This window comes from Streptomyces sp. NBC_00878 (genome assembly GCF_026341515.1).
Classification (GTDB): Bacteria; Actinomycetota; Actinomycetes; order Streptomycetales; family Streptomycetaceae; genus Streptomyces.
Window position 1 is genome coordinate 2175012 of record NZ_JAPEOK010000001.1, and the last position, 22427, is coordinate 2197438.

At 71.9% G+C, this 22427-nt stretch carries 16 protein-coding genes; 6 read left to right on the forward strand and 10 right to left on the reverse strand.

Features of this window, described 5'->3' with window-relative positions:
• Window positions 1-136: 136 nt before the first annotated feature.
• Together OHA11_RS08780 and OHA11_RS08785 are read right to left on the reverse strand one after the other, a co-directional pair.
• Complete coding sequence (locus OHA11_RS08780) at window positions 137-940, reverse strand: serine/threonine protein kinase (protein ID WP_266493790.1); 804 nt, start codon at window positions 938-940, stop codon at window positions 137-139.
• Window positions 941-1221: 281 nt separating this feature from the next.
• A complete protein-coding gene (locus OHA11_RS08785) occupies window positions 1222-1899 on the reverse strand; it encodes a hypothetical protein (protein ID WP_266493793.1) in 678 nt (225 codons plus the stop codon).
• A 360-nt stretch (window positions 1900-2259) separates the two neighbouring features.
• Between OHA11_RS08785 and OHA11_RS08790 the strand changes: the two genes are divergently transcribed.
• Window positions 2260-3849 carry a helix-turn-helix transcriptional regulator gene (locus OHA11_RS08790; RefSeq protein WP_266493796.1) on the forward strand — a complete coding sequence of 530 codons (1590 nt, stop codon included), beginning with the start codon at window positions 2260-2262 and terminating at the stop codon, window positions 3847-3849.
• Between the two features lie 21 nt (window positions 3850-3870).
• On the opposite strand, the gene OHA11_RS08795 is transcribed toward OHA11_RS08790, so the two are convergent.
• Window positions 3871-6219 carry a protein phosphatase 2C domain-containing protein gene (locus tag OHA11_RS08795; RefSeq protein WP_266493798.1) on the reverse strand — a complete coding sequence of 783 codons (2349 nt, stop codon included), beginning with the start codon at window positions 6217-6219 and terminating at the stop codon, window positions 3871-3873.
• Between the two features lie 486 nt (window positions 6220-6705).
• On the opposite strand from OHA11_RS08795, the gene OHA11_RS08800 reads away from it, so the two are divergent.
• Together OHA11_RS08800 and OHA11_RS08805 are read left to right on the forward strand one after the other, a co-directional pair.
• Window positions 6706-7713: a LuxR family transcriptional regulator gene (locus tag OHA11_RS08800; RefSeq protein WP_266493805.1), complete on the forward strand. Its 1008-nt coding sequence runs from the start codon at window positions 6706-6708 to the stop codon at window positions 7711-7713.
• 36 nt (window positions 7714-7749) lie between these two features.
• Entirely contained in the window at window positions 7750-8235 is a 486-nt protein-coding gene (locus OHA11_RS08805; protein ID WP_266493808.1) for a DUF456 domain-containing protein, read from the forward strand.
• A gap of 58 nt (window positions 8236-8293) precedes the next feature.
• Here OHA11_RS08805 and OHA11_RS08810 read toward each other — a convergent pair whose 3' ends face one another.
• Window positions 8294-9643, reverse strand: a complete 1350-nt coding sequence (locus tag OHA11_RS08810) for an SGNH/GDSL hydrolase family protein (RefSeq protein ID WP_266493810.1) — start codon at window positions 9641-9643, stop codon at window positions 8294-8296.
• Window positions 9644-9745: 102 nt separating this feature from the next.
• Here OHA11_RS08810 and OHA11_RS08815 point away from each other — a divergent pair, with 102 nt between their 5' ends.
• Window positions 9746-10114, forward strand: a complete 369-nt coding sequence (locus OHA11_RS08815) for a PPOX class F420-dependent oxidoreductase (protein WP_266493813.1) — start codon at window positions 9746-9748, stop codon at window positions 10112-10114.
• Between the two features lie 7 nt (window positions 10115-10121).
• On the opposite strand, the gene OHA11_RS08820 is transcribed toward OHA11_RS08815, so the two are convergent.
• The 4 genes from OHA11_RS08820 to OHA11_RS08835 all read right to left on the reverse strand — a co-directional run bounded on the left by OHA11_RS08820 (window position 10122) and on the right by OHA11_RS08835 (window position 15930).
• Window positions 10122-10604 carry a methylated-DNA--[protein]-cysteine S-methyltransferase gene (locus OHA11_RS08820; protein ID WP_266493815.1) on the reverse strand — a complete coding sequence of 161 codons (483 nt, stop codon included), beginning with the start codon at window positions 10602-10604 and terminating at the stop codon, window positions 10122-10124.
• 2 nt (window positions 10605-10606) lie between these two features.
• Window positions 10607-12007 (reverse strand): AlkA N-terminal domain-containing protein, encoded by a 1401-nt coding sequence (locus tag OHA11_RS08825; protein WP_323186761.1) that lies wholly within the window; start codon window positions 12005-12007, stop codon window positions 10607-10609.
• Between the two features lie 827 nt (window positions 12008-12834).
• Window positions 12835-13944, reverse strand: coding sequence for a ribosome small subunit-dependent GTPase A (gene rsgA, locus OHA11_RS08830; protein WP_266493820.1), 1110 nt, complete (start codon window positions 13942-13944; stop codon window positions 12835-12837).
• A gap of 294 nt (window positions 13945-14238) precedes the next feature.
• Complete coding sequence (locus OHA11_RS08835) at window positions 14239-15930, reverse strand: hypothetical protein (RefSeq protein WP_266493821.1); 1692 nt, start codon at window positions 15928-15930, stop codon at window positions 14239-14241.
• Window positions 15931-16132: 202 nt separating this feature from the next.
• Here OHA11_RS08835 and OHA11_RS08840 point away from each other — a divergent pair, with 202 nt between their 5' ends.
• On the forward strand, window positions 16133-19105 hold the full coding sequence (locus tag OHA11_RS08840; RefSeq protein WP_266493823.1) for a BTAD domain-containing putative transcriptional regulator: 2973 nt from the start codon (window positions 16133-16135) through the stop codon (window positions 19103-19105).
• A gap of 314 nt (window positions 19106-19419) precedes the next feature.
• Here OHA11_RS08840 and OHA11_RS08845 read toward each other — a convergent pair whose 3' ends face one another.
• Together OHA11_RS08845 and OHA11_RS08850 are read right to left on the reverse strand one after the other, a co-directional pair.
• Complete coding sequence (locus tag OHA11_RS08845) at window positions 19420-20316, reverse strand: hypothetical protein (RefSeq protein ID WP_266493824.1); 897 nt, start codon at window positions 20314-20316, stop codon at window positions 19420-19422.
• A gap of 118 nt (window positions 20317-20434) precedes the next feature.
• Entirely contained in the window at window positions 20435-20749 is a 315-nt protein-coding gene (locus tag OHA11_RS08850; protein ID WP_266493825.1) for a hypothetical protein, read from the reverse strand.
• A gap of 202 nt (window positions 20750-20951) precedes the next feature.
• On the opposite strand from OHA11_RS08850, the gene OHA11_RS08855 reads away from it, so the two are divergent.
• A complete protein-coding gene (locus OHA11_RS08855; RefSeq protein WP_266493828.1) occupies window positions 20952-22415 on the forward strand; it encodes an aldo/keto reductase in 1464 nt (487 codons plus the stop codon).
• Window positions 22416-22427 lie beyond the last annotated feature (12 nt).

The following is a 22427-nucleotide window of genomic DNA, read 5'->3' on the forward strand; positions in this document are numbered from 1 at the left end:
TCGGCGTGCCGGGCACAGACCCGCGTACTGGACGTACTTGGGTCTGTGCCCGGTGCGGCGAGAGGACGTGCCGGGCGTCGCGACGCCGCGGAGATCCATCAGAAGCCCCCTATGCCCTCGGCGCCGGACGGTGACATCACGCGCGCGCTCCCTGCGCCGGGCGGCGGTTCGCCCCCGCCCGGCTCGGGAGCAGGGCGAGGTGCTCCTCGCGTACGAGGCCGAACCGGAGCGCCGCCGCGACCAGTTGGGCGCGCTTGGCACCCGTACGGCCGTTCTGCTCCCCCTCCGTGTCCCCGTGGTCCAGGCGCAGTTTCGCGAACGCCAGGTAGTCGATGTGGTAGTTGACCGCCGAGCGGGACAGATCGCGGCAGGAGTCCAGCGGACGCAGCCGTTCCGCGATCTCTCCGGCGCCGGGGAGGGCCGTGTCCGAGGGTGCCCGCAGCCGTGGCTCGCACAGGGCCACCAGGACGAGGAAGTACTTCGACGTCGGGTCGAGCGCGAAGGGGTTGACGGTCTGGTCACCGGCGCCGGGCGCGGACCGCTCGTCGAGGTAGGCGTGCTGCGGAGCGAATACCTTGAAGTCGGCGGTTCCGTTCAGGGCGGGCAGCACGACCCGGGAGAACTCGAAGGGCACCGGCGCGGCGAGGCGGCCGGGAGCCACCGTGATGTACTCGCCGGCGCCTTCCAGGTTCTCCACCACATAGCCGGCGGTTTGGCTGAAGTTGGACAGCCGCCAGTAGTCCTCGGCCGCCTCCAGCCGTCCGGCGCGCCGGGAGACGCCCGGATCGGAGAGCACGACGGCCGGGCCCGCGTCACCGGGCCCGCCGCGCCCGAAGTCGGCCAGGTCTCCGGGCCCCAGGTGCAGCAGTCCGGGTCTGCGTCCGTCGTACTCGCCGTCCGCCCGCGACGGACCCGGCAATTGGACAATGATCGTTTCCACGCCCGCTCTCCCCCCGATCAGGTCGCGAGGATTGTAGTGGGCAGCTCAACCGGATCAACCAGGGACACGGCCGACGGCCGGATCTCATCTTGCCTCCGCACAGGGCTGGTTGCTCCCCGATGCCTCGCGCGGCGTAGGGCTAGTTGCTCCCCGATGCCTCGCGCGGCGTCTGGTGCCCTCTCGATGGCCTCTCGGTGGTCTCGGTGGCTCTCGTGCGAGGAGCCGCCCTCTCACACCCCCGTGGTGGGAGGGCGGCTCCGGCACTTTCCCCCCGGCGGCGGTCAGTGGAGCTTGTTGACCGCGGTCGTCGTGGTCTTCTTGAACGCCTTCACCGGCGCGTCGGAGAAGTCACCCAGCTGCCCCCAGCGCACGAGGGTGACGGCCCGCCCGTCCCGGCCCACCGAGAGGAGGCCGATGTCGGTGGCGCCGAAGGACGTCTCGGTGCGCAGGCCATAGACATGAGCGCCCTCCTCGACCGGCAGCGTGCCGTAGTCCTTCAGCCGGGCGTCGGTCGTCGGGTCGGACCGCTCGATCCGTGCCGCGCACGCCCGGATGTCCTTGTTCACCCGCGTGGCCAGGGCCTTGGCCTTGGCGTTGCTGCCGACGACGAAGGTGAGCTGCTGGGCGTTGGTTTCGAGGTCGGTCCGGTACTCGCGGTACCGGGAGTCGTAGCCCGGCAGAGTCTCCGCGACGCAGAACCCCAGCCCTTCGGGCACACCGTCCGTGACCTTGCCCGCCCTCCAGGAGGAGGTGGGGTGCGGCGGCAGGTCCTTGGCCGAGAGGAACGTGGGCCAAGTGCTCGTCCTCGCCTTCGCGTTCACCGAGGCGTTCGTGGAGGCATGCTGCAAGGCGCTCGCGTCCTTCGCGGAGGCGCCGGCCGGGCCGGCGAGCACCGCGAAGAGAGCCGCGCTCCCGGCGGCGAAGGTGGTGAGCGCGGCGGCTCGGCTGCGCTTGAGCATGGGTCCCCCTGCGTATGTGTGCATGATTGATCTGCGTAGCTGAGTACTGAGTGACGTGGGATGCGTGCAGAGGTGAGCCGCACGCATGGGTGTGAGGTGTGGGGGTGTCACCGCGAGACCCCGTCGAGGGCTGCCACCGGTTGGTCGGTCCGGCGGCGGTCGGTGCGACACCAGAAGCATCAGCCGTCACTCGGGGCCTGCGCAACAGACGGCGCCGGATCCGCCACGGTGGAACCATCCCAGGCCATCTGACGTGCAGGTATATGGAGTGCCTGGGATGCCCTCCCAGACGGGTCACACCCTCTGGGGCCGAGGACCAGGGCCACGGACCAGGGCCACGACGAGGAGTACGGGGGAACGGTGTCGACTCGGGACGACGACGTCGAGGAGTTCGCGGCACTGCTGAGGCGTCTGAAGGCGCGCACGGACCGCAGTTACGGTGCCCTCGCGCGCCGGGTGAACATGAACACCTCGACGCTGCACCGCTACTGCGCCGGTGACGCGGTGCCGCTCGACTTCGCGCCCGTGGAACGCTTCGCCGCACTGTGCGGAGCGACCCCGGAGGAGCGGCTCGAACTGCACCGCCTCTGGATCCGGGCGGTGGCGGCACGACAGCGACCGCGTACGGCTGATTCGCCGGAGGGTGCAGTTCCGGTTGCAGTTCCGGTTGAGGGTCCGGTTGAGGGTCCGCAACCGGATCCGACGACGGTTCCGGTTGCGGACCGGGGTGCGGATCCAGTCGCGGATCCGGTTGCCGACGAAGCCGCCGCCGAGCCGGAGGCACGAGCCGAACACGAGGGAGCCGAGCACGAGGGAGCCGGCCAGCCCGGGAGCGGCAACGCGCCCGGGGACGGGAGCGAGTGGGAGGGGGACAGCGAGCAGGAGTCGCGCTCTTCGGACGCGGAGACCGACCCCCTGTCGACCATGCCGACCGTCTCCGCCTTGGCTTTCGGCCCACGCCCGCGCCCTCACCCCCGCCCCCGCCGCGCCTGGTACCGGCGGCGGCGAGTCACGATCACCACCGCCGTGGCGACCGCGCTGTTGGTCACGCTGGGCGCTCTCTCCGCCCTGTCGGACGACCGTACGTCCGACGACGCGTCCCGAGTCGTCGGCCCGAGCGAGGGCCCGACCCCGAGGACGACCTCCGACGACACACGTGACCCACGGACCGAGAGCCCCTCCCCCAAGGCTTCCCGGCCGTCACCGTCCCCCTCGGCTTCCGGCAAGGGGAAGGGCAAGGGCAAGGGCAAGCCGTCCGAGCCCTCCGGCAAGGACGGCGGACCATCGGGGAACAACGGCGAGCCGAACGGCTCGGCCTCCACTGCCCTGCCGCTCACCTGGACCGCGAACTCGCAGGTCTGGGCGTACGGCTGCGGCCACGACTACGTCCTCGGCAAGAAGCCGGAGCAGGTTCCGCCGCCCCCGGCCGCGCAGGACGCCGGGGTCTGGGCGGGGACGCAGAACGCGGTGCACGGACGCGAGACGATGGTGGACATCTCGGTACAGGGCCGATCGTCCACCGCCGTCGTCCTGGAGGCACTCCGGGTACGCGTCGTAGGGCGCTCAACTCCTCTCCAGGGCAACGCCTTCGCCATGGACCGTGGCTGCGGAGGCTCGATCACCCCGCGCTCCTTCGCCGTCGACCTGGACAAGGACCGGCCCATCGCCCGCCCGGTCCCGGGCAATGACACGGGCACGCCGATCCCCGCGGTGCGCATGCCGTACCGGGTGTCCGCGCAGGACCCGGAGGTGCTGCTGGTCAGGGCCCAGACGGAGAGCTGCGACTGCCGCTGGTACCTGGAGCTCGACTGGTCCTCCCAGGGCCGCACCGGCACGGTCCGCATCGACGACCGCGGGCGTCCGTTCCGTACCAGCAGCATCAAGAACCTGCCGCGCTACTGGTACGGCACGGTCGGCTCGGACCGCCAGTGGGTCCCGTACAACGGCTGACTCCTTCGCCGCCGTACGCGGTTACGCCTCCCAAACTGCCGCCGCCGTCCGGTCGTCGGCGTAGCCCTTGACCCGTACCAGGGTGTCCGCGAGGAACGCCGCGAGGCCGGGCGGTTCGCCGTCCGACCAACGGGAGGCGAGGTGCTCGACCAGGCGGGGTTCGCCGCGCAGGGGTTCGGCGAAACCGCTGCTGCACAGCAGGAGGGTGTCGCCCGGGCGGGCGACGGAGGCGCGGAAGCGGAAGGGGTCGCGGGGCGGCGGTTCGAGGGCGGGTTCGTACGGGCTCGGGGGTGTGGTGATGCCGAGGTCCATGGTGAGGCGGTCGCCGTCGGGGGTCTCGTGCGGCAGCGAACCGAAGCCGACGACGGCCTCGCCGGTGGTGTCGGCGACGCGCGGCTCGATGTCCTGCCACTCGCCGTCGCGCAGCCGGAAGAGGCCGCCCGCTCCGACGCCGAAGAAGACGCGCGTACGGCACTCGGGGTCGGCGGGGAGGAGGAGGCAGCGCAGGCCGGCGGTGTACTCCTCGGGTTCGATGCCCTGTTCGGCGGCGGTGGCCCGCAGTTTGCCGAGGCTGCGGTCGGTGAGCCGGTGCAGTCCCGACTTCAGGTCGCCGCGCCGGGCGGCCCTGATGTCCTCGGCCAGCCGGGCGTGGCTGCGGCCGACGGCCCGCCCGATCCAGTGGCACGCCTCGGCGGCGGCCCGGTGCGCGCCGGGCGTGGCACGGGCCCCGGTCGCCATGGCGACCAGCACGAGGGCGCCGTCTCCGACGCCGAAGCGCGCGGTGAGCAGGGAGTCCCGGCGAGGCTCGCCCCGGTAGCGCGCCGAGTCCCCGCGCACGGACACGGCCCGAAGCGTGCACGTCCCGTACGACGCCCCGTCCAGCACGGTGTCCGCCACGAGGTCGTCGAGTTCGTCCGCGTCGGCGGGAGGCAGGGCGGTGGGTTCGGCGTCGTAGGTGGGCGGTCCGGAGCCCACGTAGTCGACGGGGATGGGGAGGTTGGGTGTCTGTAGGGGGGCTTCTACGGAGGCCTGGTCGGGGGAGCTGCCGGACGGGGCGTCGACGAGGGTGGCGGGCGGGGGGTACTGGGTGCTGCCCGCGGGGGTTTCGGTGGAGGGGGTGGGGGTGGGGGTGGGGGTGGGCGAGTCGGCCGAGTTGGAGGGGCCGGGCGGGTTGAACGGACTACGCGCCGAGGCATCGGCCTGGCCAGCTGCGGCCCGACCGCCGCCGTCGACACCGGACGAGCGACCTTCCGAGAGCCCTGGCTGCCTGCCGTACGGGCCGTCGGCGGAAGCGCCCGGCTCCCCGAGGGAGGGGCCGTCGGCGGTGGGCGGGCCGGCCGGTGGCTGCGGCCACCAGGGGGCGGCACCGGAAGGCTGCGGGTCGGCGGCCGGGCGCGGGGGCGGCGGTGAGTCGGCAGGACGGGCGGGAGGCGCCGCGGCGACAGGCCCTGTGGGCGGCGGCGGTGACGCGTCGGAGGGCGCGCGAGACGTGGGCGTGCGAGACGTGGGCGTCCGGGAGGTGGGCGCTCCGGCCCCGGGCGCCTCCGTGGACGTACCGCTGCCGACCCCTGACGCGGGGAACCCCGGTGGCTGGGGGCCCGGCGGGAAGGAGGCCGGGCCCGGAGGTTCGGCGGGCGGAGGTTCGGCGGGCGGAGGCTCCCAGGGCGCCCGCTGCCGCTGAAGCCCGCTGCGCCACAACGCGTCGCCCTCCGGCCCACCGGGCGGGAGTACGTCTCCACCGGCAGCCGGTCCGGCGGGCGCGGGCCCGCGCGGGGCACCTGCCCACGGCCACGGCCCGTGAGCCACAGGTCCGGCCGTGGACCCGGCGGCAGCCGGTCCGCCGACCGCAGGCCCACCAACTGCGGGGCCATCGGGCGCGGACCCGCCAGAGGCAGGGCCACTGGGGGCCGGGCCGCCGACCGCAGGTCCGCCGGGCCTCGGCTCACCAGACGCTGGGCCACCTACCGCAGGCCCGCCAGGAGACGGCGCGCCCGTGGCATCCGGTTGTCGTTCGGTGGCGCCCCAGCCGGCCACGGGCCAGCCGGTGCCGTGGCCGCCGACCGTGGGGCCGTCAGCCACGGACCCGCCACCGGCCGGGCCGTCGCTCTCCGGGGCGCCACGGCCCGTCCCGGCGCCGAGGCCGCGACGACGTTCGGACGGTGTTCGGGTGCGGGGAGGCGGGATGCCTGGTCCCGCGACGGGCGGCGGGGGCGCGTCGGCGGGGGTGTCGAGGGTGTTCGCCGCCGAGGCGAAGCGGTCGTCGAGGGAGTCGGCCGCGGCCGCGGGCCCGGTGTCCCCCGTGGAGTCGTCGTACAGCTGCCCCCACCAGTCGTCCTCATGACCGGTGGGCTTCTCCCCCTGCTGGCTCATGCCCCTAATTGTCCACCGCGGAGGCCGGATGAAAACGGTGCATCCGGAAAAACCGGCCACGAGGTTGGGCATCGAACGGCGAAACGAAGCCGCCGGGCGATCCCACCCCCCACGGGAGAACCGCCCGGCGGCGCCGGTGTGACCGCGGGGCCCGGCGCACGCCGTACGCCCGGGTCACGGTCTGAATGACAGGGTTCCCCAGATCTCCTGGGAGTCACCCGGTTCTGACCTGAGTGTGACCTGTTTCCCTGAGGGACAGCTGTGCCCGTGTACCCGGCGGTCGCGGCCCGTCCGCCGCACCGTCCGTCCGAACCACTCGTCCTGGCCCTCCCGGTCCGTGGCGGGTCCTCGCCACAGGCCGCACGTCATACAGCGGTAGCGCCACCTTGGCAGAAAGACAGAGGGTACGGCGATGATGTGCCGAGGCGGATTTACGCCGTGGCCGTTTCCCGCCACGGCCAGGGGTACGGGGAGGGGCGTCGCCGCATGCTGGAAGCGACAGGTCTGACAGCGATAGGGCTGGACGAGACACACGAGTCGGCGTACCGGGCACTGGTGTCCGTGGGCGCCGCCGACGTACCCGACCTCGCACGGCGACTCACGCTCGGCGAGCACGACACCGAGCACGCGCTGCGCCGGCTGGAGCGGCACGGTCTCGCGGCCCAGTCGTCGGCCCGGCCCGGCCGGTGGGTCGCGGCGCCGCCGGGCGTCGCCATCGGCGCGCTGCTAACCCAGCGGCGCCACGAGCTGGACCAGGCGGAACTGGCCGCCGCGCTGCTCGCCGAGGAGTACCGCGCGCGGGCCGTCGAGCCCGCCGCACACGACCTGGTCGAGGTGGTGACCGGCGCGGCCGCGGTCGCGCAGCGGTTTCTGCAGCTCCAGCTCGGCGCGACCGAGGAGGTGTGCGCGCTGGTCACCACGAATCCGGTCGCCGTCTCCGCCACCGACAACGACGCGGAGAAGCAGGCCGCCGACCGCGGTGTCCGCTACCGCGTGGTCGTCGAGCGGTCGGTGCTGCACCTGCCCGACGGCATCAACGAGCTGGCCGCCGCGCTCGGCCGCGACGAACAGGTACGCGTCGTGGACACCGTCCCGACCAAGCTCGTGGTCGCCGACCGGGCCCTCGCCATGGTCCCGCTGACCTCGCGGACCCTGGAGCCCGCGGCCCTCGTCGTCCACGCAAGCGGACTCCTCGAATCGCTGTCGGGCCTGTTCGAGTCGGTGTGGCGGGACGCACTTCCGCTGCGCCTCGGCGCGCCCGGCACCTTCACCGAGGAGGAGCGGGACGGGCCGGACGGCACCGACCTGGAGATCCTCTCCCTCCTCCTCGCCGGACTCACCGACGCGAGCGTCGCCAAACAGCTCGACCTCGGCCTCCGGACCGTGCAGCGCCGGGTGAAACGGCTGATGGAGCTGACGGGCGTGACAACCCGGCTCCAGCTCGGCTGGCACACGTACGAGAAGGGCTGGGTGGCCCGGGAACGACAGGACTGACCTGCGGTTTCGCCCGTTTTCCCGCACTCTGGACAGATGGGAGCGTGGGAACTCCTGCTGGTCGGGGTGGTGCTGCTGCTCGGCCTGATCGGAGTGCTGGTACCCGGCGCGCCGGGGTCGTGGCTCGTGTGGGCCGCGATCCTGTGGTGGGCCTTCGAGGACCCCGAGGGGCTCTCGTGGGCCGTGCTCGTGGGCGCCACCGCCGTCCTCTTCGTCTCCCAGGTGATCCGCTGGCAGCTGCCGCCGCGCCGGCTGCGCGCGAGCGGCGCCACCCCCCGCATGGCGGCGTACGCGGGCGTCGGAGCCCTGCTCGGCTTCTTCCTCCTGCCGGTGCTCGGCGCGATACCCGGCTACCTCGGCGGCGGCTACCTCGCCGAACGGCTACGGCTCGGCGGGCACCGGGAGGCGAAGGCGTCGGTCCGCGCGGTGATGCGGGCGGGCGGGACCAGCGTGCTGGTGGAGCTGTTCACCTGCCTGCTGATCACGGGGGCGTGGCTGGGGGCCGTGATCTGGGGGCCGTGAAGGGAGGGCCGCGAGGAGGCCGGTGGTGTGAGGGCCGTGGTGCTGGTCCGTGACCGGGCTATCCCTCCGCGGTCGCCAGAGCCGTCGAGGTCGCCAGAGCCGCCGGGGTCGCCGGGGTCGCCCCCGTCCCCGTCCCCGGAGGCGGCCCCGTCTCCGGAAGTGCCGCGGTCTCCGGAGGTGCCAGGGTCGCCAGATCGATGCTGTCGGCCAGGGCCCGCATGCCCGCGTCGTTGAAGTGGAGGTGGTCGCCGGGGTCGTAGGCGGCCAGCATGCGGTACGGCCGGGACGGGTCACGGACGACGGCGTCGAAGTCCACGACCGCGTCGAACAGACCACTGCCGCGGATGAGCCGGTTCACCTCCTGCCGTACGCGCTCACGTGCCTCCGTGTATCCGCCGTAGCCGCCGAACGGCGTGAGCGTGGCCCCGACGACCCGGATGCCGCGGGCGTGGGCGCGCCACACGATCTCGCGGTACGCGGCCCCGAGTGCGGCCGGGTCGGTCTGGTTCGGCGCGCTCTTGATGTCGTTGATGCCCTCCATCACGATCAGCGTGCGCACCCCGGTCCGGGAGAGGACGTCGGCGTCGAACCGGTCCAGGGCACTGGGCCCCCGGCCTTCGAGCAGCAGTCGGTTCCCGGCGACTCCCGCGTTCAGCACAGCCTGTTGCCGACGTGCGGGCAGGTCGCGCAGACGCTCCGCCAGCCGGTCGGGCCACCGCCGGTTGGCGCTCGGCGTCGAGCCGGACCCGTCGGTGAGGGAGTCCCCGAGCGCGACCACGCTCCCCGCGGCTTCCGGGCGGAGCACGTCGACACCGGTCACGTAGAACCAGGAGCCCGTGGTGACCGTGTACGCGCCGCCGCTCACATCCGCGACGCGATTGCCCTGAGGAGCAACGAAGTTGGTCTGCAACGCATCGCGGTGATACGTCGCCGGACCCGAGTCCCACGGCGTATGCACGGTGACCAGAAGGTTGGCGGCAGCAGGCACGGTCAGCGTGACGGAGTCACTGACGACGTCCATGCCCACCGGCACGGTGACCGTCCTCCGCCCGCCGAAGGTGAGCGTGCGCATCGTGCCGGGAAGGGCGTTCGGGCTCTTCGGGGCGTTCGGCACCTGCCGGGCGAGGGTGGCTCCGCCGAGGGCCAGCGGCAGGCTGCCGAGGCGGTTGGAGATCCGTACGCGGACGGCCGTGCCGCCGACACTCGTGTGGACGACGTTGCGGATCGAGGCGCCGGGAAGAGCGGCCGCGGTACCGGAGGCGGCGCCTTCCCAGGTGCCGGTCCAGGTGCCGGTCCAGTGGGCGGGGGCCGTCCGCGCGAGGGACTCCCGGCCTCCGTGAGCGGCCCCCGTGCCCATCAGCGTGAGCGCCAGCGCTCCGGCCACGGCAACCAGCGTCTGTCTGAGCATGCGTCACTGCCCTCCGCCGACGGAGCCCGACGAGATGCAGGTCTCCGGACCTAGGGCCAGGATCCGATGCGGGGGACGCGAAAACCGTGTTTGGCTGCAGTTATGACCGCATTCAGTGAAGCCGAACGGGTGTACCTAAAGTCCCAGCGGCTGGGCCGACTGGCCACCGTCGACGCCCACGGGCAGCCGCAGGCGAACCCCGTGGGCTTCTATCCGCAGGACGACGGGACGATCCTGATCGGCGGTTACGCCATGGGCTCCACCAAGAAGTGGCGCAACCTCCAGAAGAACCCCAAGGTCGCCCTCGTCGTCGACGACATCGTCAGCCTCCGCCCCTGGAAGGTGCGCGGCGTGGACATCCGGGGCGAGGCCGAACTCCTCACGGGCGCCCATGACTTGGGCCCGCACTTCAGCGAGGAGCTGATCCGTATCCACCCACGACGCATCCACAGCTGGGGCCTGGACGACTGACGGGTCGCTATCGCCCTTCCAGCTTCAGCAGGTGGAGCTTGCGCTCCAGTCCGCCCGCGTAGCCGGTGAGCGACCCGTCGGCGCCGATCACCCGATGGCACGGCCGCACGATCAACAGCGGGTTGGCGCCGATCGCCCCGCCGACGGCCCGCACGGCGGCGCGCGACGCGCCGATCCGCGCGGCGATCTCCCCGTACGTGGTGGTCGCCCCGTACGGAACGGAGTCGAGGGCGTCCCAGACCTTCTCCCGGAACTCGGTGCCGATTGCTCTCAACTCCAGCTGGAACTCCTTGAGTTCACCGGCGAAGTAGGCGGCGAGCTGCTGTCGGGCATCCTGAAAGAGCTCAGGCACGGGCCGCCACTCCGGCTGGACGGTACGACCGCCCTTCTGCCCGGGGACCGAGAGAGAGGTCAGTACCCCGAACTCGTCGGCGGTGAGCAGGAGTTGGCCGACAGGGCTGTCGAGCTCGGCATAGTGGACGTTCGTCATGATCAGTGCTCTTCCAGCTCGCTCGTGGTCACAGCTTCTGTCCAGCCGGCCACTCTCAAATGATGCAGGGCGTAGGAGCGCCAGGGGCGCCAGGCGTCGGGGACGTCCTCGTCCGGCGGTGCCACATCGGGGTCGCCCAGGGCACGGGTCCGGATGACAGCCGCGACGCGCGGATCCATGCCGGGCAGGGCGAGCAGCGCGGCCCGCGCCTCCTCGCGGTCGGCACCCGGGTCGAGCCGCAGGCTGCCGTCGGCGAGGGCGGTGGCGAGGGCGCCCAGCGTGCCGAGCGCCTCCGCGAGGACGGCCGGCTCGGGAAAGACATGCGTGAGTGTCCCGCAGGGCGCGTCCAGCAGTTTCCCGTACGCCCTCACGAGCCGCTCCGCCTCGTCCCGCCCGACAAGCGCGCGTACGGCCAGCTCCTCCGGATCGGCGGCTCCGGGCGAGCGCAGCCCGGGCCTGGCGGCCACCAGCGGAGCCAGCCGCTCGTCGGCGGCCAGCCGCTCGTCCACGGCGTACGGATCGGCATCCAGGTCGAGGAGCCGCCGCAGCCGCTGCACGGCGGTGGTGAGATCACGCAGGTCGGTGAGGTGCAGCCGGGCGTCGAGCCAGCCGCCGACCGGGGCGGACAACCGCTCGCCCACGGCGACGATGCCGGTGCCGTACGGCAGCCGCAGGGTACGCCGGTACGTACGGAATCCCGCGTCCCCGATGACCTCCTCGACACCGGCGACGGCCTCGGCGGCCAGCAGATCGAAGACCTCGCCGGCCTGGTACGGGCCGCGATAGGCGAAGCGCAGCGGGATCCCCGCGGTCGGCGTGGCCGTACGCCGGGCGGTGGCACCGCGGCGGGGTGCGGCGGCGCGCAGCTCGGTCGGCGTCGAGGCGTACACCGCCCGGATCGTGTCGTTGAACTGCCGCACGCTCGCGAACCCGGCCGCGAACGCGATCTCCGTGATCGGCAGTTCCGTGGTCTGCAGCAGCACCCTCGCCGTGTGGGCCCGCTGGGCCCGCGCCAGGGCCACCGGCCCGGCGCCCACCTCGGCGGTGAGCTGCCGCTGCACCTGTCGGGCGCTGTATCCGAGCCGCACGGCGAGCCCGGCGACGCCCTCGCGGTCCACGACGCCGTCACCGATCATCCGCATCGCGCGCCCCACGACGTCCGCGCGTACGTTCCACTCGGCGGACCCCGGCACGGCGTCCGGGCGGCACCTTCGGCAGGCCCGGAACCCGGAACTCTGCGCGGCGGCGGCCGTCGCGTAGAACCGCACGTTCTCCCGTTTCGGGGTTACCGCGGGGCAACTCGGCCGGCAGTAGATCCCCGTCGTCTCCACAGCGAAGAAGAACTCCCCGTCGAACCGGGCATCCCTGCTCCGCACGGCCCCGTACCTGGTCTCTTCGTCGATCACCCCTCCAGTCTGCGCTCCCGCCGAGCACCCGGCTAGCGGATTTCGGACATGACGCTCGCCACGGTGAGGGCCTCGCCTGTGGCCGGTGGGTGGGGGCGGGGCCGTGCCGGTATGTCACGTTCGCGACCACTGGGCGTACTGCCCTGAGTGCCATGGTGAACGTCTCCAGCGGGAGCCCTACGTCGCGAACGTTGACATACCGGCACGGCCCCGCCCCCGGGTACGTTGGCGACTGCGGCCCGGTGGGCGACCGTCGGCACGGCCCACCGCCGGGTGCGTTGGCGGCTGCGGCCCGGTGGGAGACGGCCGCCGGGTGGTGTGATGTCCGCGGCCCCGGTGGTGCGGGGACCGCCGCCGGGTGCGTTGGCGGCTACGGCCCGGTGGGCGACCGCCCCGGGTGGTGTGATTCCGCGGCCCCGGTGGGGGACGGCCGCCAGGTGGTGTGCCGTCTGCAGCCCGGTGGGGGACGGCCGCCAGGTGGTGTGCCGTCTGCAGCCTGGTGGGGGACGGCCGTCGGTCGCCGTACGGGCGGAGGGGACGTGGCGGGGTGTCCGCCCGCAGCGGATGGCGCGTCCGCACCGGGTGCCCTTCGAAACTGACGCGGTCGCGCCAGACCGAGGACGGATACCCCGCCGCGGCCCCGCCCCCACGATGACGGCCAGGCGCACGACCGCGGCTCGCAGACGACAGCCGGTCCCCACCCCCTCAGGGGCGCGGGGAACTGCGCGACCAGCCACGACGAACCCGCAGACGAAACTCAACCCCCACTCCCCAAGGGGCGCGGGGAACTGCGCGACCAGCCGCAACAAACCCGCAGACGAAACTCAACCCCGCCCCTGAATCCCCCGCTTCGCCTCCATCGCGGCCCGCCCCGCGGCCCCCCTCCGCTTCCACTCCTTCCGAAGCTCCGCCCGAACCCGCGCATCCGTCTTGGCCACAATCCGCTGGTTCTCCCGAAGCAGCTTCCGATAGCTCTCCAGCCGCCGCTCGGGCAACACCCCGGAGCCCGCGGCAGCGACCACCGCACAGCCCGGCTCGGCCTCATGCGCGCAGTCCTGGAACCGGCAGGACTCAGCGAGCTCCTCGATCTCCGAGAACACCTGCCCGACCCCACTCCCGGCGTCGAAGAGCCCGACCCCCCGCAGCCCCGGCGTGTCGATCAGCACACCCCCGCCGGGAAGGACGAGCAGATTCCGGGTCGTGGTCGTGTGCCGGCCCTTGCCGTCCACGTCACGCGCCGCATGGACGGCCATCACGTCCTCGCCGAGCAGCGCGTTCGCGAGGGTCGACTTCCCGGCACCCGACTGCCCGAGGAGTACGGACGTCCCCCCGGACACGACGGCGCCGAGGACATCGAGCCCGTCCCCGTCCATGGAACTGACGGCCAGCACCTGCACACCCGGCGCCGTCGTCTCGACGTCCTGCACCAGATACGCCAGGCCCACCGCATCCGGCACCAGGTCCGCCTTGGTGAGCACGACCAGCGGCTGTGCCCCGGACTCCCAGGCCAGGGCCAGGAAGCGTTCGATGCGGCCGAGGTCGAGCTCCACCGCCAAGGAGACGGCGATGATCACGAAGTCGACGTTGGCGGCGAGAATCTGCCCCTCGGACCGCTTGGAGGAGGTGGAGCGCACGAAAGCGGTACGGCGTGGCAGATACGTCCGTACGTAGCGCGGGTTGCCGCCGGGTTCGACGGCGACCCAGTCGCCGGTGCACACGACCCGCATCGGGTCGTGCGGGGTGACGAACGCGGTGTCGGCCCGGAGGATCCCGTCGGCGGTGACCACGTCGCACTGGCCGCGGTCGACCCGGATCACCCGCCCGGGCAGCAGTCCTTCGGTGTCGTACGGGGCGAACTCGTCCGCCCATGCCTCGTCCCAGCCGTAGGGAGCGAGCGCGGAGAATGCAGAGCTGAAAGCAGAACTGGACGTCAAGGGAGACCCTTCACAAGGGTGGCCCCGGCGCGCGCACTCGGGCGCGAAGGAAGAGGAAGGTCAGCCGGCGGCCACGGAGGTGGACTTGATGAACTGGATGCGGGCAGCGCTCGTCGCAGCGACAGCCATCGGTCAACACCTCCCCAGCCAAATCACGTCACCCACGGCAACCTCGGTCGCCGTTCGAACAGCATCGAGCCTAGGGGTCACCAGGCGACGACGCCACCGAATTGCGGCGACCCCTTCAGCAGCAACCTCTTCGGCGACAGGCCCGAAGCGCACGCGGCGCGTCGTTCACACAGTGAACATGACGGCTTCGAGGTAGCGCGTGTTCTCAAGAGCTCCGCCGAAGACGAGGTCGGGGCGCGGGTCGGCACAGTCCCGGCCGCCCCAGTCGGAGCCGGCGACCTTGACGATCTGGCAGACCTGGCCACTGCCGATGTTGATGGCGAAGCCCAACATGTTCGGGGCGCTCGACTTCGCGCTGCCGATGTAGTTGTTCTTGCCGTCGGCGACGATGGCCGTCCACTGCGGTTTCCACTTGCCTTCGCCGTTGGCCGAATCGGGGTTGTGGACGAAGGCGTTGGCGGCCGAGCCGCCGGTGCCGGACACCGCGATGTTGAGGGCTTTGATCGGACGCTTCTGACCCGTCGTACCTGCCATCGTGCCGTCGCACACGGGCTTCTGCCAGCCCTGTCCGGAGACGTACGCGCGGTAGCAGATGTGCCGCCCGGACGGGTCGTTCCTGGCGAGTCTGGTCACGGCGGTGGCGGCGGTGTCCTGTGGGGGCTTCGCGGTCACGGTGGCCCGTGGCGGCTTCGCGGTCACGGTGACGGTGCCCTGTCCGCCGCTCTTCGTCTTCTTCGGCGTCTTCTTCGGCTTGGGCGACGGCGAGGTGGCCGTTGTGCTGGGCCGGGGTGGCAGCGCGTTGGCGGACTCGGTCGGTGTCGGCTCCTCGGCCTGAGGGCTCCTGCTCGTCTTGCTGCTCGCGTTGCCTGCTTGGCTCTGCCGACCGCCGTCGTTCGATTCACCGCCGCCCACGATCACCAGCGGTACGACGATGAGGGCGGCCACGCCCAGGGCCACCGGGCCGACGACCAAGGGCTTGTGGAGCAGGCCCCGCGACACGTACTCGTCGTCCGACTGGCGTGATCCGGTCTTGCGGACGATCTTCGGGGTGAGGGTGGGGCTGGGGCCCGGGGACGGCGTGGGGCCGGAGGTCGGCGTGGAGCTGAGGCTCAGGCTCGGGCGCGGAATGGACGGCAGCGACGGCAGCGACGGCAGTCCAGCGGGCAGCCATCGGCGCTGCTGCTCCCCCTCGTACGCCTCGTCGTCTGAGCCGTCGTCCTCATCGGCGGCGGCCTCATCGGCAGCGTCTGCATCGACGTCAGCGTCGGCAGCGGCGTCGACGTCAGCGTCGGCAGCGGCGTCGACGTCAGCGTCCGCAGCGGCAGCGGCTTCGTCGTCGGCAGCGGCAGCGGCAGCGGCTTCGTCGTCGGCAGCGGCAGCGGCTTCGTCGTCGGCAGCGGCAGCGGCTTCGTCGTCGGCAGCGGCAGCGGCTTCGTCGTCGTCGTCGAGGCCGGCTTCGGAAGGTTCCGGCGGTATCGGCGGTATCGCGTGTTCGTCCTGCTCGGGTGGCTGCTCCTGTTGTTCGAGGAGGCTGCTCGAACCATCGGGGGCCACCTCGACGAACGCCACATAGCCCGCGGAGGGGTCGGAGATGGTCGCCGTCACGGTGGTGTTCCGGTCGCGTGCGTGTCCATGCAGCGTGTCGAGGATCGCGGCGTCGAGCGGTACGCCTTCCGTCGTCGGCACGGGTTCGCCGTCGATGGCGGCCGAGCCGTCGCCGGAGATGACCACCGCGAAGCGAGGGGGCGGTTCGGACGTCTCCCCGGCGGGTTCCCGTTTGCCGAGATCCACCGATTTCCCGGGCTCGGACGTGGGATCTTCCGCGGTCGGCTCGTCCGTCTCTTCGCTCCGGCTCATGGCGCTTCCTTCCTGACGTTCCCTGCTGCGTGGTCCCTGTCGGGATCGTCACGACTGTCTCCGTGTCGCAACGGGTGTCGCACGGAAGCGGTTCAATTCTTCGGGCAGGCGCCCTCGCGATGGGCGGTTTGTGGTGTTCGGGGCTGTTCTGACGCGCCCTCAATTACGTGACAAGCAACTGCAGTTCAGTACAGTCCGGCACGTGAACGCCTATGAAGATTCCGTGCGTTTCGCCGTGCTGGGGCCGATCCGGGCCTGGCTCGGCGAACAGGAACTGGACCTCGGTTCGCCACAGCAACGGGCTGTGCTGGCCGCGCTGTTGCTGCGGCGTGGACGGCCTGTCCCGCTCGCCGAACTCCTCGACGCCGTCTGGGGCGAAGAGCAGCCTGCCGCTTCCATATCCGTCCTTCGGACCTATGTCTCGCGCCTCCGCAAGGTGCTGGAGCCGGGGCGGGACGCGGCCGAGGCACCCCTGTTGGTCGTCTCGGTCGGTGACGGATATCTGGTCCGGCTGCCGGAGGACGCCCTGGACCTCACCGTGTTCGAGCAGCGGGTCACGGAGGCGAAGAGGCTGCGCGCCGCCGGGGAGCTGTCCGCCGCCGCGGACCTGCTGCACGCCGCGCTCGGCGGCTGGCAGGGAGCGGCACTGGCCGGACTACCCGGTCCCCTGGCCGAGTCCGAGGGCTCCCGGCTGAACGAGGAGCGGCTGACCGCGCTGGAGATCCGGCTGGACCTCGACGTCGAACTCGGGCGCCACGGCGAGGTCATCGCCGAACTGATCTCGCTGACCGGCAAGCACCCACTCCGGGAGCAGTTGTGCCGACTGCTCATGCTCGCGCTCTACCGCTCCGGGCGGCAGGCCGAGGCGCTGGAGGCCTACCGCAGAACGCGATCGACCCTGGTGGCCGAACTGGGCATCGAACCTGGCGCGCCGTTGCGGGACCTGCACGATCGCATCCTGGCGGCCGACGCGTCCCTCGCTCCCTCTTCGCCCCAGGAGGAGTCGGTTGACCCGCAGTCGGAGCCGCCGGCCGTCCCGCCGACCGCCACGCCTGCGGACCCGGTCCGGTCGGCCGCCCCGTCGGCGGACCCGGTTCGTCCCGCTGAGGCGCCCGCGGTGCGCCCGGCCCAACTGCCCGCCGATCTGCCCACGTTCACCGGCCGGGACGTGGAACTCGACGAGACCCGGGCCCTGTTACCCGAGGGCGGCAGCCTCCCGGCAACCGTGGTGATCAGCGCGATCGGCGGCATGGCCGGCATAGGCAAGACGACCCTGGCGGTGCACTGGGCCCACCGGATCGCCGACCGCTTCCCCGACGGACAGCTCTTCATCAACCTGCGCGGTTTCGATCCGACCGGCTCGATCGTGCCGCCGGAGGAGGCCATCCGTATCTTCATCGACGCGCTCGGTGTCCCCCCGCAGCGGATCCCCGCCGCGCCCGAGGCCCAGGCGGCGCTGTACCGAAGCATGTTGGCCCAGCGGCGGGTGCTGATCCTTCTGGACAACGCCCGCGACACGGACCAGGTCCGCCCGCTGCTGCCCGGCTCCCCCGGCTGCCTGGTCATCGTCACCAGCCGCAACCAGCTCACCGGCCTGGTCGCCGGCGACGGGGCGCATCCGCTGACTCTGAACCAGCTGACATCGGGCGAGGCACACGACTTCCTGGTGCGCCGGCTCGGCACCGGGCGGCCGTCGGCGGAACCGGAGGCGGCGGAGGAGATCGTCACGCGGTGTGCCCGGCTGCCGCTGGCGTTGGCCATCGTCGCCGCCCGGGCCGCCGCTCACCCCGGCTTCCCGCTCAGTGCCATCGCCGAGGAACTGCGCAGTTCTCAGGGCAGCCTCGACGCCTTCGCGGGGAGCGACATCACCATCGACGTACGGGCCGTGTTCTCCTCGTCGTACCAGGCCCTGTCGGCCCCGGCCGCTCGGCTGTTCCGGCTGCTGGGCCTGCACTGCGGCCCGGACATCTCCGCGCCCGGCGCGGCCGGTCTCGCCGGGCTCCCCCTCCGTGAGACCCGCGGCCTGCTCGCCGAGCTGACCCGCGCCCACCTGCTCATCGAGCACTTTCCCGGCCGCTACACCCTGCATGACCTACTGCGTGTCTACGCCGCCGAGCGCGTGCGCGCCGAGGAGACACCGCAGGAGCGGGACCTGGCCCTTGAGCGGATCCTGGGCTGGTATCTGCACACCGCGGACGCCGCCTACGCGCACATCACCCCGAACCGCCGCCGAGTCCCGCTCGAACCGCTGCCCTCCTGCTGCCTGCCACTGGCATTCACGACGTACGAGCAGGCCCTGGACTGGTGCGAGACCGAACGGGCCAACCTGGTCGCCGCGGTGCACACGGCCGCCGCGTCCGGGCAGCCGGGGGTCGCATGGCGGCTGCCCGCCGTCCTGTGGGGGTTCTTCTACCTGCGCAGTCATACGCGCGACTGGGACGACACCGCCCGGACGGGGCTGTCCGCCGCCCGCGCCGCCCACGACCGCGCGGGCGAGGGCCAGGGCCTCGTGGACGTGGCAGCCGCCGCGCGCCACTTGGGCCGGTTCGACGAGGCCATCGACCACCTTCGGCAGGCGATGGTCATCCACCGTGAGCTCGGAGCGACAGATGCCAGAGCGACGGCCGTGGCCAATCTGGGCGATGTCTATCTGCAAGCCGGCCAACTCGACAAGGCCGTCGAGTACATCCGCCGCGGGCTGGCCATGGACCGGGTCATCGGCAGCGCATGGGGCCAGGGCATCGCCCTGAGCAACCTGGGTGACGTCTATCAGCGGCTCGGCCGGTTCGACGAGGCCGTCGACTGCCTGGAGCAGGCGTTGACCGTCCTGCGCGCCAGCGGCAACCTCTGGGTCGAAGGCGTCACCCTCGACATCCTCGGCACGGTCCACCGTCGGCTCCACCGCTACGACGAAGCGGTCGAGCACTACCACGAAGCGCTCAAAACGCACCGGGACATCGGCAATCGGTGGGGAGAGGGCCACACGCTGGGCAACCTCGGCGACGCCCAACTGGCCGCCGACGAGCCGGAGGCCGCCCGCATCAGCTGGGGGCAGGCACTGGCCATCTTCGCGGAGTTCGACCATCCGGACGCCGAGAAGATCCGCGAGAGACTCGGCCGACTGGAGGACGACCCGGCCGGCGCCGCGGGGGCAGCGCCGGGGCGGACTGCCTGACCGCGGACCGCCTGACATGGATCTCCTTCGATCACGATCCGGCCGTGACCCCGGGGGGCGGGGGCACGGCCGGACTCACCCGAACAACGGGATGACAGGTGAGGATGGTTCAACTCCTGGGTCAGCTCGCGTCGTGGGGACGCAGCCACGTCGACGCTCAGGCCACGGTCGGCGGCTCCCTGCGTGAAGCGGTCCAGCCGGCCTCCGGCGACGTCGCCGCCGGAGGCGACACGATCAGTTGTCGCCGCGGCAGGTACGACGGATGGGCTGGGTGGATGGGCTCGGTGGATGGTTCACCTGGCGGCTGGATGTCCTTACCGTCGCCTCGATGGGGTGTTGTTTGGTCTCGGCGGGACAGGCGGAGCACCCGTCTGGCGTGCAGAGGAATCGCCGTGTGTGGCGGTCTCGGAGTTTCTGGGCGGGGTTCTCGGGGCGGGTCCGGGAGACAGCGGCGGATAGAGCCGCGACAGATCGGGCGGCGGGGGACTGTCCAGCAAATGTGCCCCCGCCTGGGCCGCGATCAGAGCATTGCTGTCATGGGCCTGGCTGTCGCGCTGGTTCAGGGAACTGGATGTGGATGCGGGCTCGGCCTGTAGCCGCTGGTCCTGCCCTCGTTCCCCTCGGCGAAGAGGGTCGTTCGACTCGGACTCCGGTGATTGCGACGGACGTTCCGAGTGTTGCGGAACTGCCTCGGGGGGCTTGTCCCGCAGCGCCTCCCTCAGGTGTGCGTTGACGGCGTACCTCGCGACGGTCGGCATGCTTTCGGGGGACTCTTCGAACGCCTTCCGCCACATCTCGTCGTTCCTGACCAGGTGCAGAACCTCGTCCTCGAAGGCCTCGCGTTCGCGTTTCGGCAGTCGGTCGACCTCCTCCGCGAGGCTTGCCACCCGCTCGCGCGCGGCCTCCTCCGAAGGGGACATCCGCTGCGGCTCGGCCATCGTCACCTGAGTCCGCCCGTCCGCGGTCGACGGATACGCGGCCTGGCCGGGTGGGCCGGGTTCCTGGCCGGCGGCAGATGAGGAGTCCATGCCGGCAGGCGCGGAGGGCGACCGCCCCCTGACGCGGTCCAGGATGCGACGCAGTGCGACCCACATCTGCTCCCAGATGCCCGCCACCGCCGCGCCCGCCCCGCCGGCGCGCCGCCCGTCCCTCAAGCCGTACTCGGTTGTGAGCAGGTCCTGCGCCAGCGGGGGTTCTTGGGGTTTGGTCAACCGGTTCCGGCTTCGGGGAGTTGCGTCTTCATTCGCCACGGTGCCCCTTTGTTCTCATGTCGGAGGTCATGTCGGAGGTACTGACACGAGCGACAACGGGCCGCCGGGGGCGGGCGGTTCAACGTCTGGCGGCCACCACAGCGAGGAGCAGCCGGGGCGGACTCGTCGTGGTCGACAGCTCGAATCCCGCCGGCAACGGCAGCAGGCCAGGGGGCAGCGGGGTCTCGGGAAGCCGCGGGGCGCTGCCGGCCGGTCGCGGCAGGTCGCCCTGGGCATACCAGTCGGCCACGTCCGGTGCGAAGTCCCGTGCGAACCGGCGCCGCCGCAGCAGGGCCTGCGAGGCGAACCGCCCGGCGCCAGTAGCGGTGGCGGTGCCGGGCCTGCCGCGATCCCGGTCCTGTGTGGTGGCCATGGCCGGATTCCGTTCGCGCATGTCCGCTCCTCCCCGATCCGCCGACCGGGCTCGGTCGGCTGGAGGCCGACGCCGGTTCACGGCGCACAACGGATCGCGCACACCGAGTGGTTCAACGCCGGGGGCCGGTACTGAACCGTTCCTCTCCCCCACTCCGTTGTGTCGCTCGACCGGGCAGGGCCGGAGTCGGCCCGCCGTGGGCGACGAGAGAGGCGACAGACCAATGGCGCAGAAACCCTGGCTGGTGTTCGGACTGGACGGCAGGACCGCGGACGATGTACAGGCCGCCGTACAGCTCGGGTACCGACGGTTCGACGCGGCGGAGAGCTACGGCGCGAGTACGGACGCGCTGGCGGAGGCGATCGGGAGCAGCCCGCAGCACCGGGACGATTTCGAGGTGCTCTACAAGTTCGATGTGAGGGCGGACGAGAACCGGGAACAGCTTCGGACCCGGCTGACCGAGGTGGCCGGGAAGTTCGGCGGCAAGCTGGACGCCGCGGTCATCCACAACCTCGACGGCGACCAGGCGCAGATCCGCAAAGCCTGGAATGTCATGCACTCGATGAAGCGGCAGGGGACGATCGGCAAGGCGGGCGTCGGCAACGTGCTCCCGCAGCACGCAGATCTGCTGCGGGAGCTGAAGAGCAAGGACAGCATCGACGTCGTCGAGCTCTCCCCGCACAATTCGCGCGAGGGCTCCCAGCAGGGGTCGCCCAGGGGCAACGACCGCCCGCTGGGTGACGCCTCGTCGGACAGGTCCTCACCGCTGCTCGGCGTGGTGGAGAACTCCGTCCGCGGTGTGCTCGCCGACCCCCAGCTGCGGGATCTGATGGCGGATCTGAGCGACCGGACCACGCTGTACTACTACAACGTGGTCCGCACGCTGGATGAGATCCAGAAGCACTACGACCGCACGGGCAACGGCGAGCGGCTGACCATGAAGTCGCCGGAGGGCATGACGGCGGTCGCCCAGCAGACCGGCTACCGGGTCCAGGGCGAGGCCCACATGATCCTCACCTCCGGCAACCCGGAGACGATGAAGCGCAACCTGAAGACCTACGAGACCGACGCGGCGAACATGGACTATCCGCCGGCGGAGTTCGCCGACGCGGTCTCCAAGTGGTCCGCCTACCACGAGGTGTGCCGGACGAACGACCCGACGCCACTGCCGGACGGTGTGCAGGGCAAGCTGCTGCCGCTCTTCGACAACCCGGAGGCCAAGCGCGGGCAGGTGGTGGCTTTCGCGGCGGAGACCGCCGGCGGGAAGGTGGACCGGGAGTCGGTGAGCGCGTGGCTCATGAAGGAACACAAGTTCACCCGTGAGGAACTCGAAGGAGTGACCGTCCCGGACCGGGTCGGTCTGCTGCCCGCCTACCAGAACATGAAGCTCGCCGATGTACTCGCGGGACACCTCGGCTCCCAGAACTGCAACCACAAGTGGGCGAACGACCTCGCCTACCCTCTGCTGCACGACGTCGACATGTGGAAGATCGTCGCACCGACGCTGACCAACATCGCTCAGCCGGACACCGTGCGGACACCGTCGCCGCTGTCGATGGCCGATGCGGCATCCCTGGCCAGCGGGAACGCGTCTCCCGCGCGGCGCGCGTCGAACGGGAGCCCCGGCGCCACCGGCCTGCCCCCGGCTCAGCCCACCCGCGCCCCCTCGCCCACACCCGGCCGCTGAGAGACACGTACC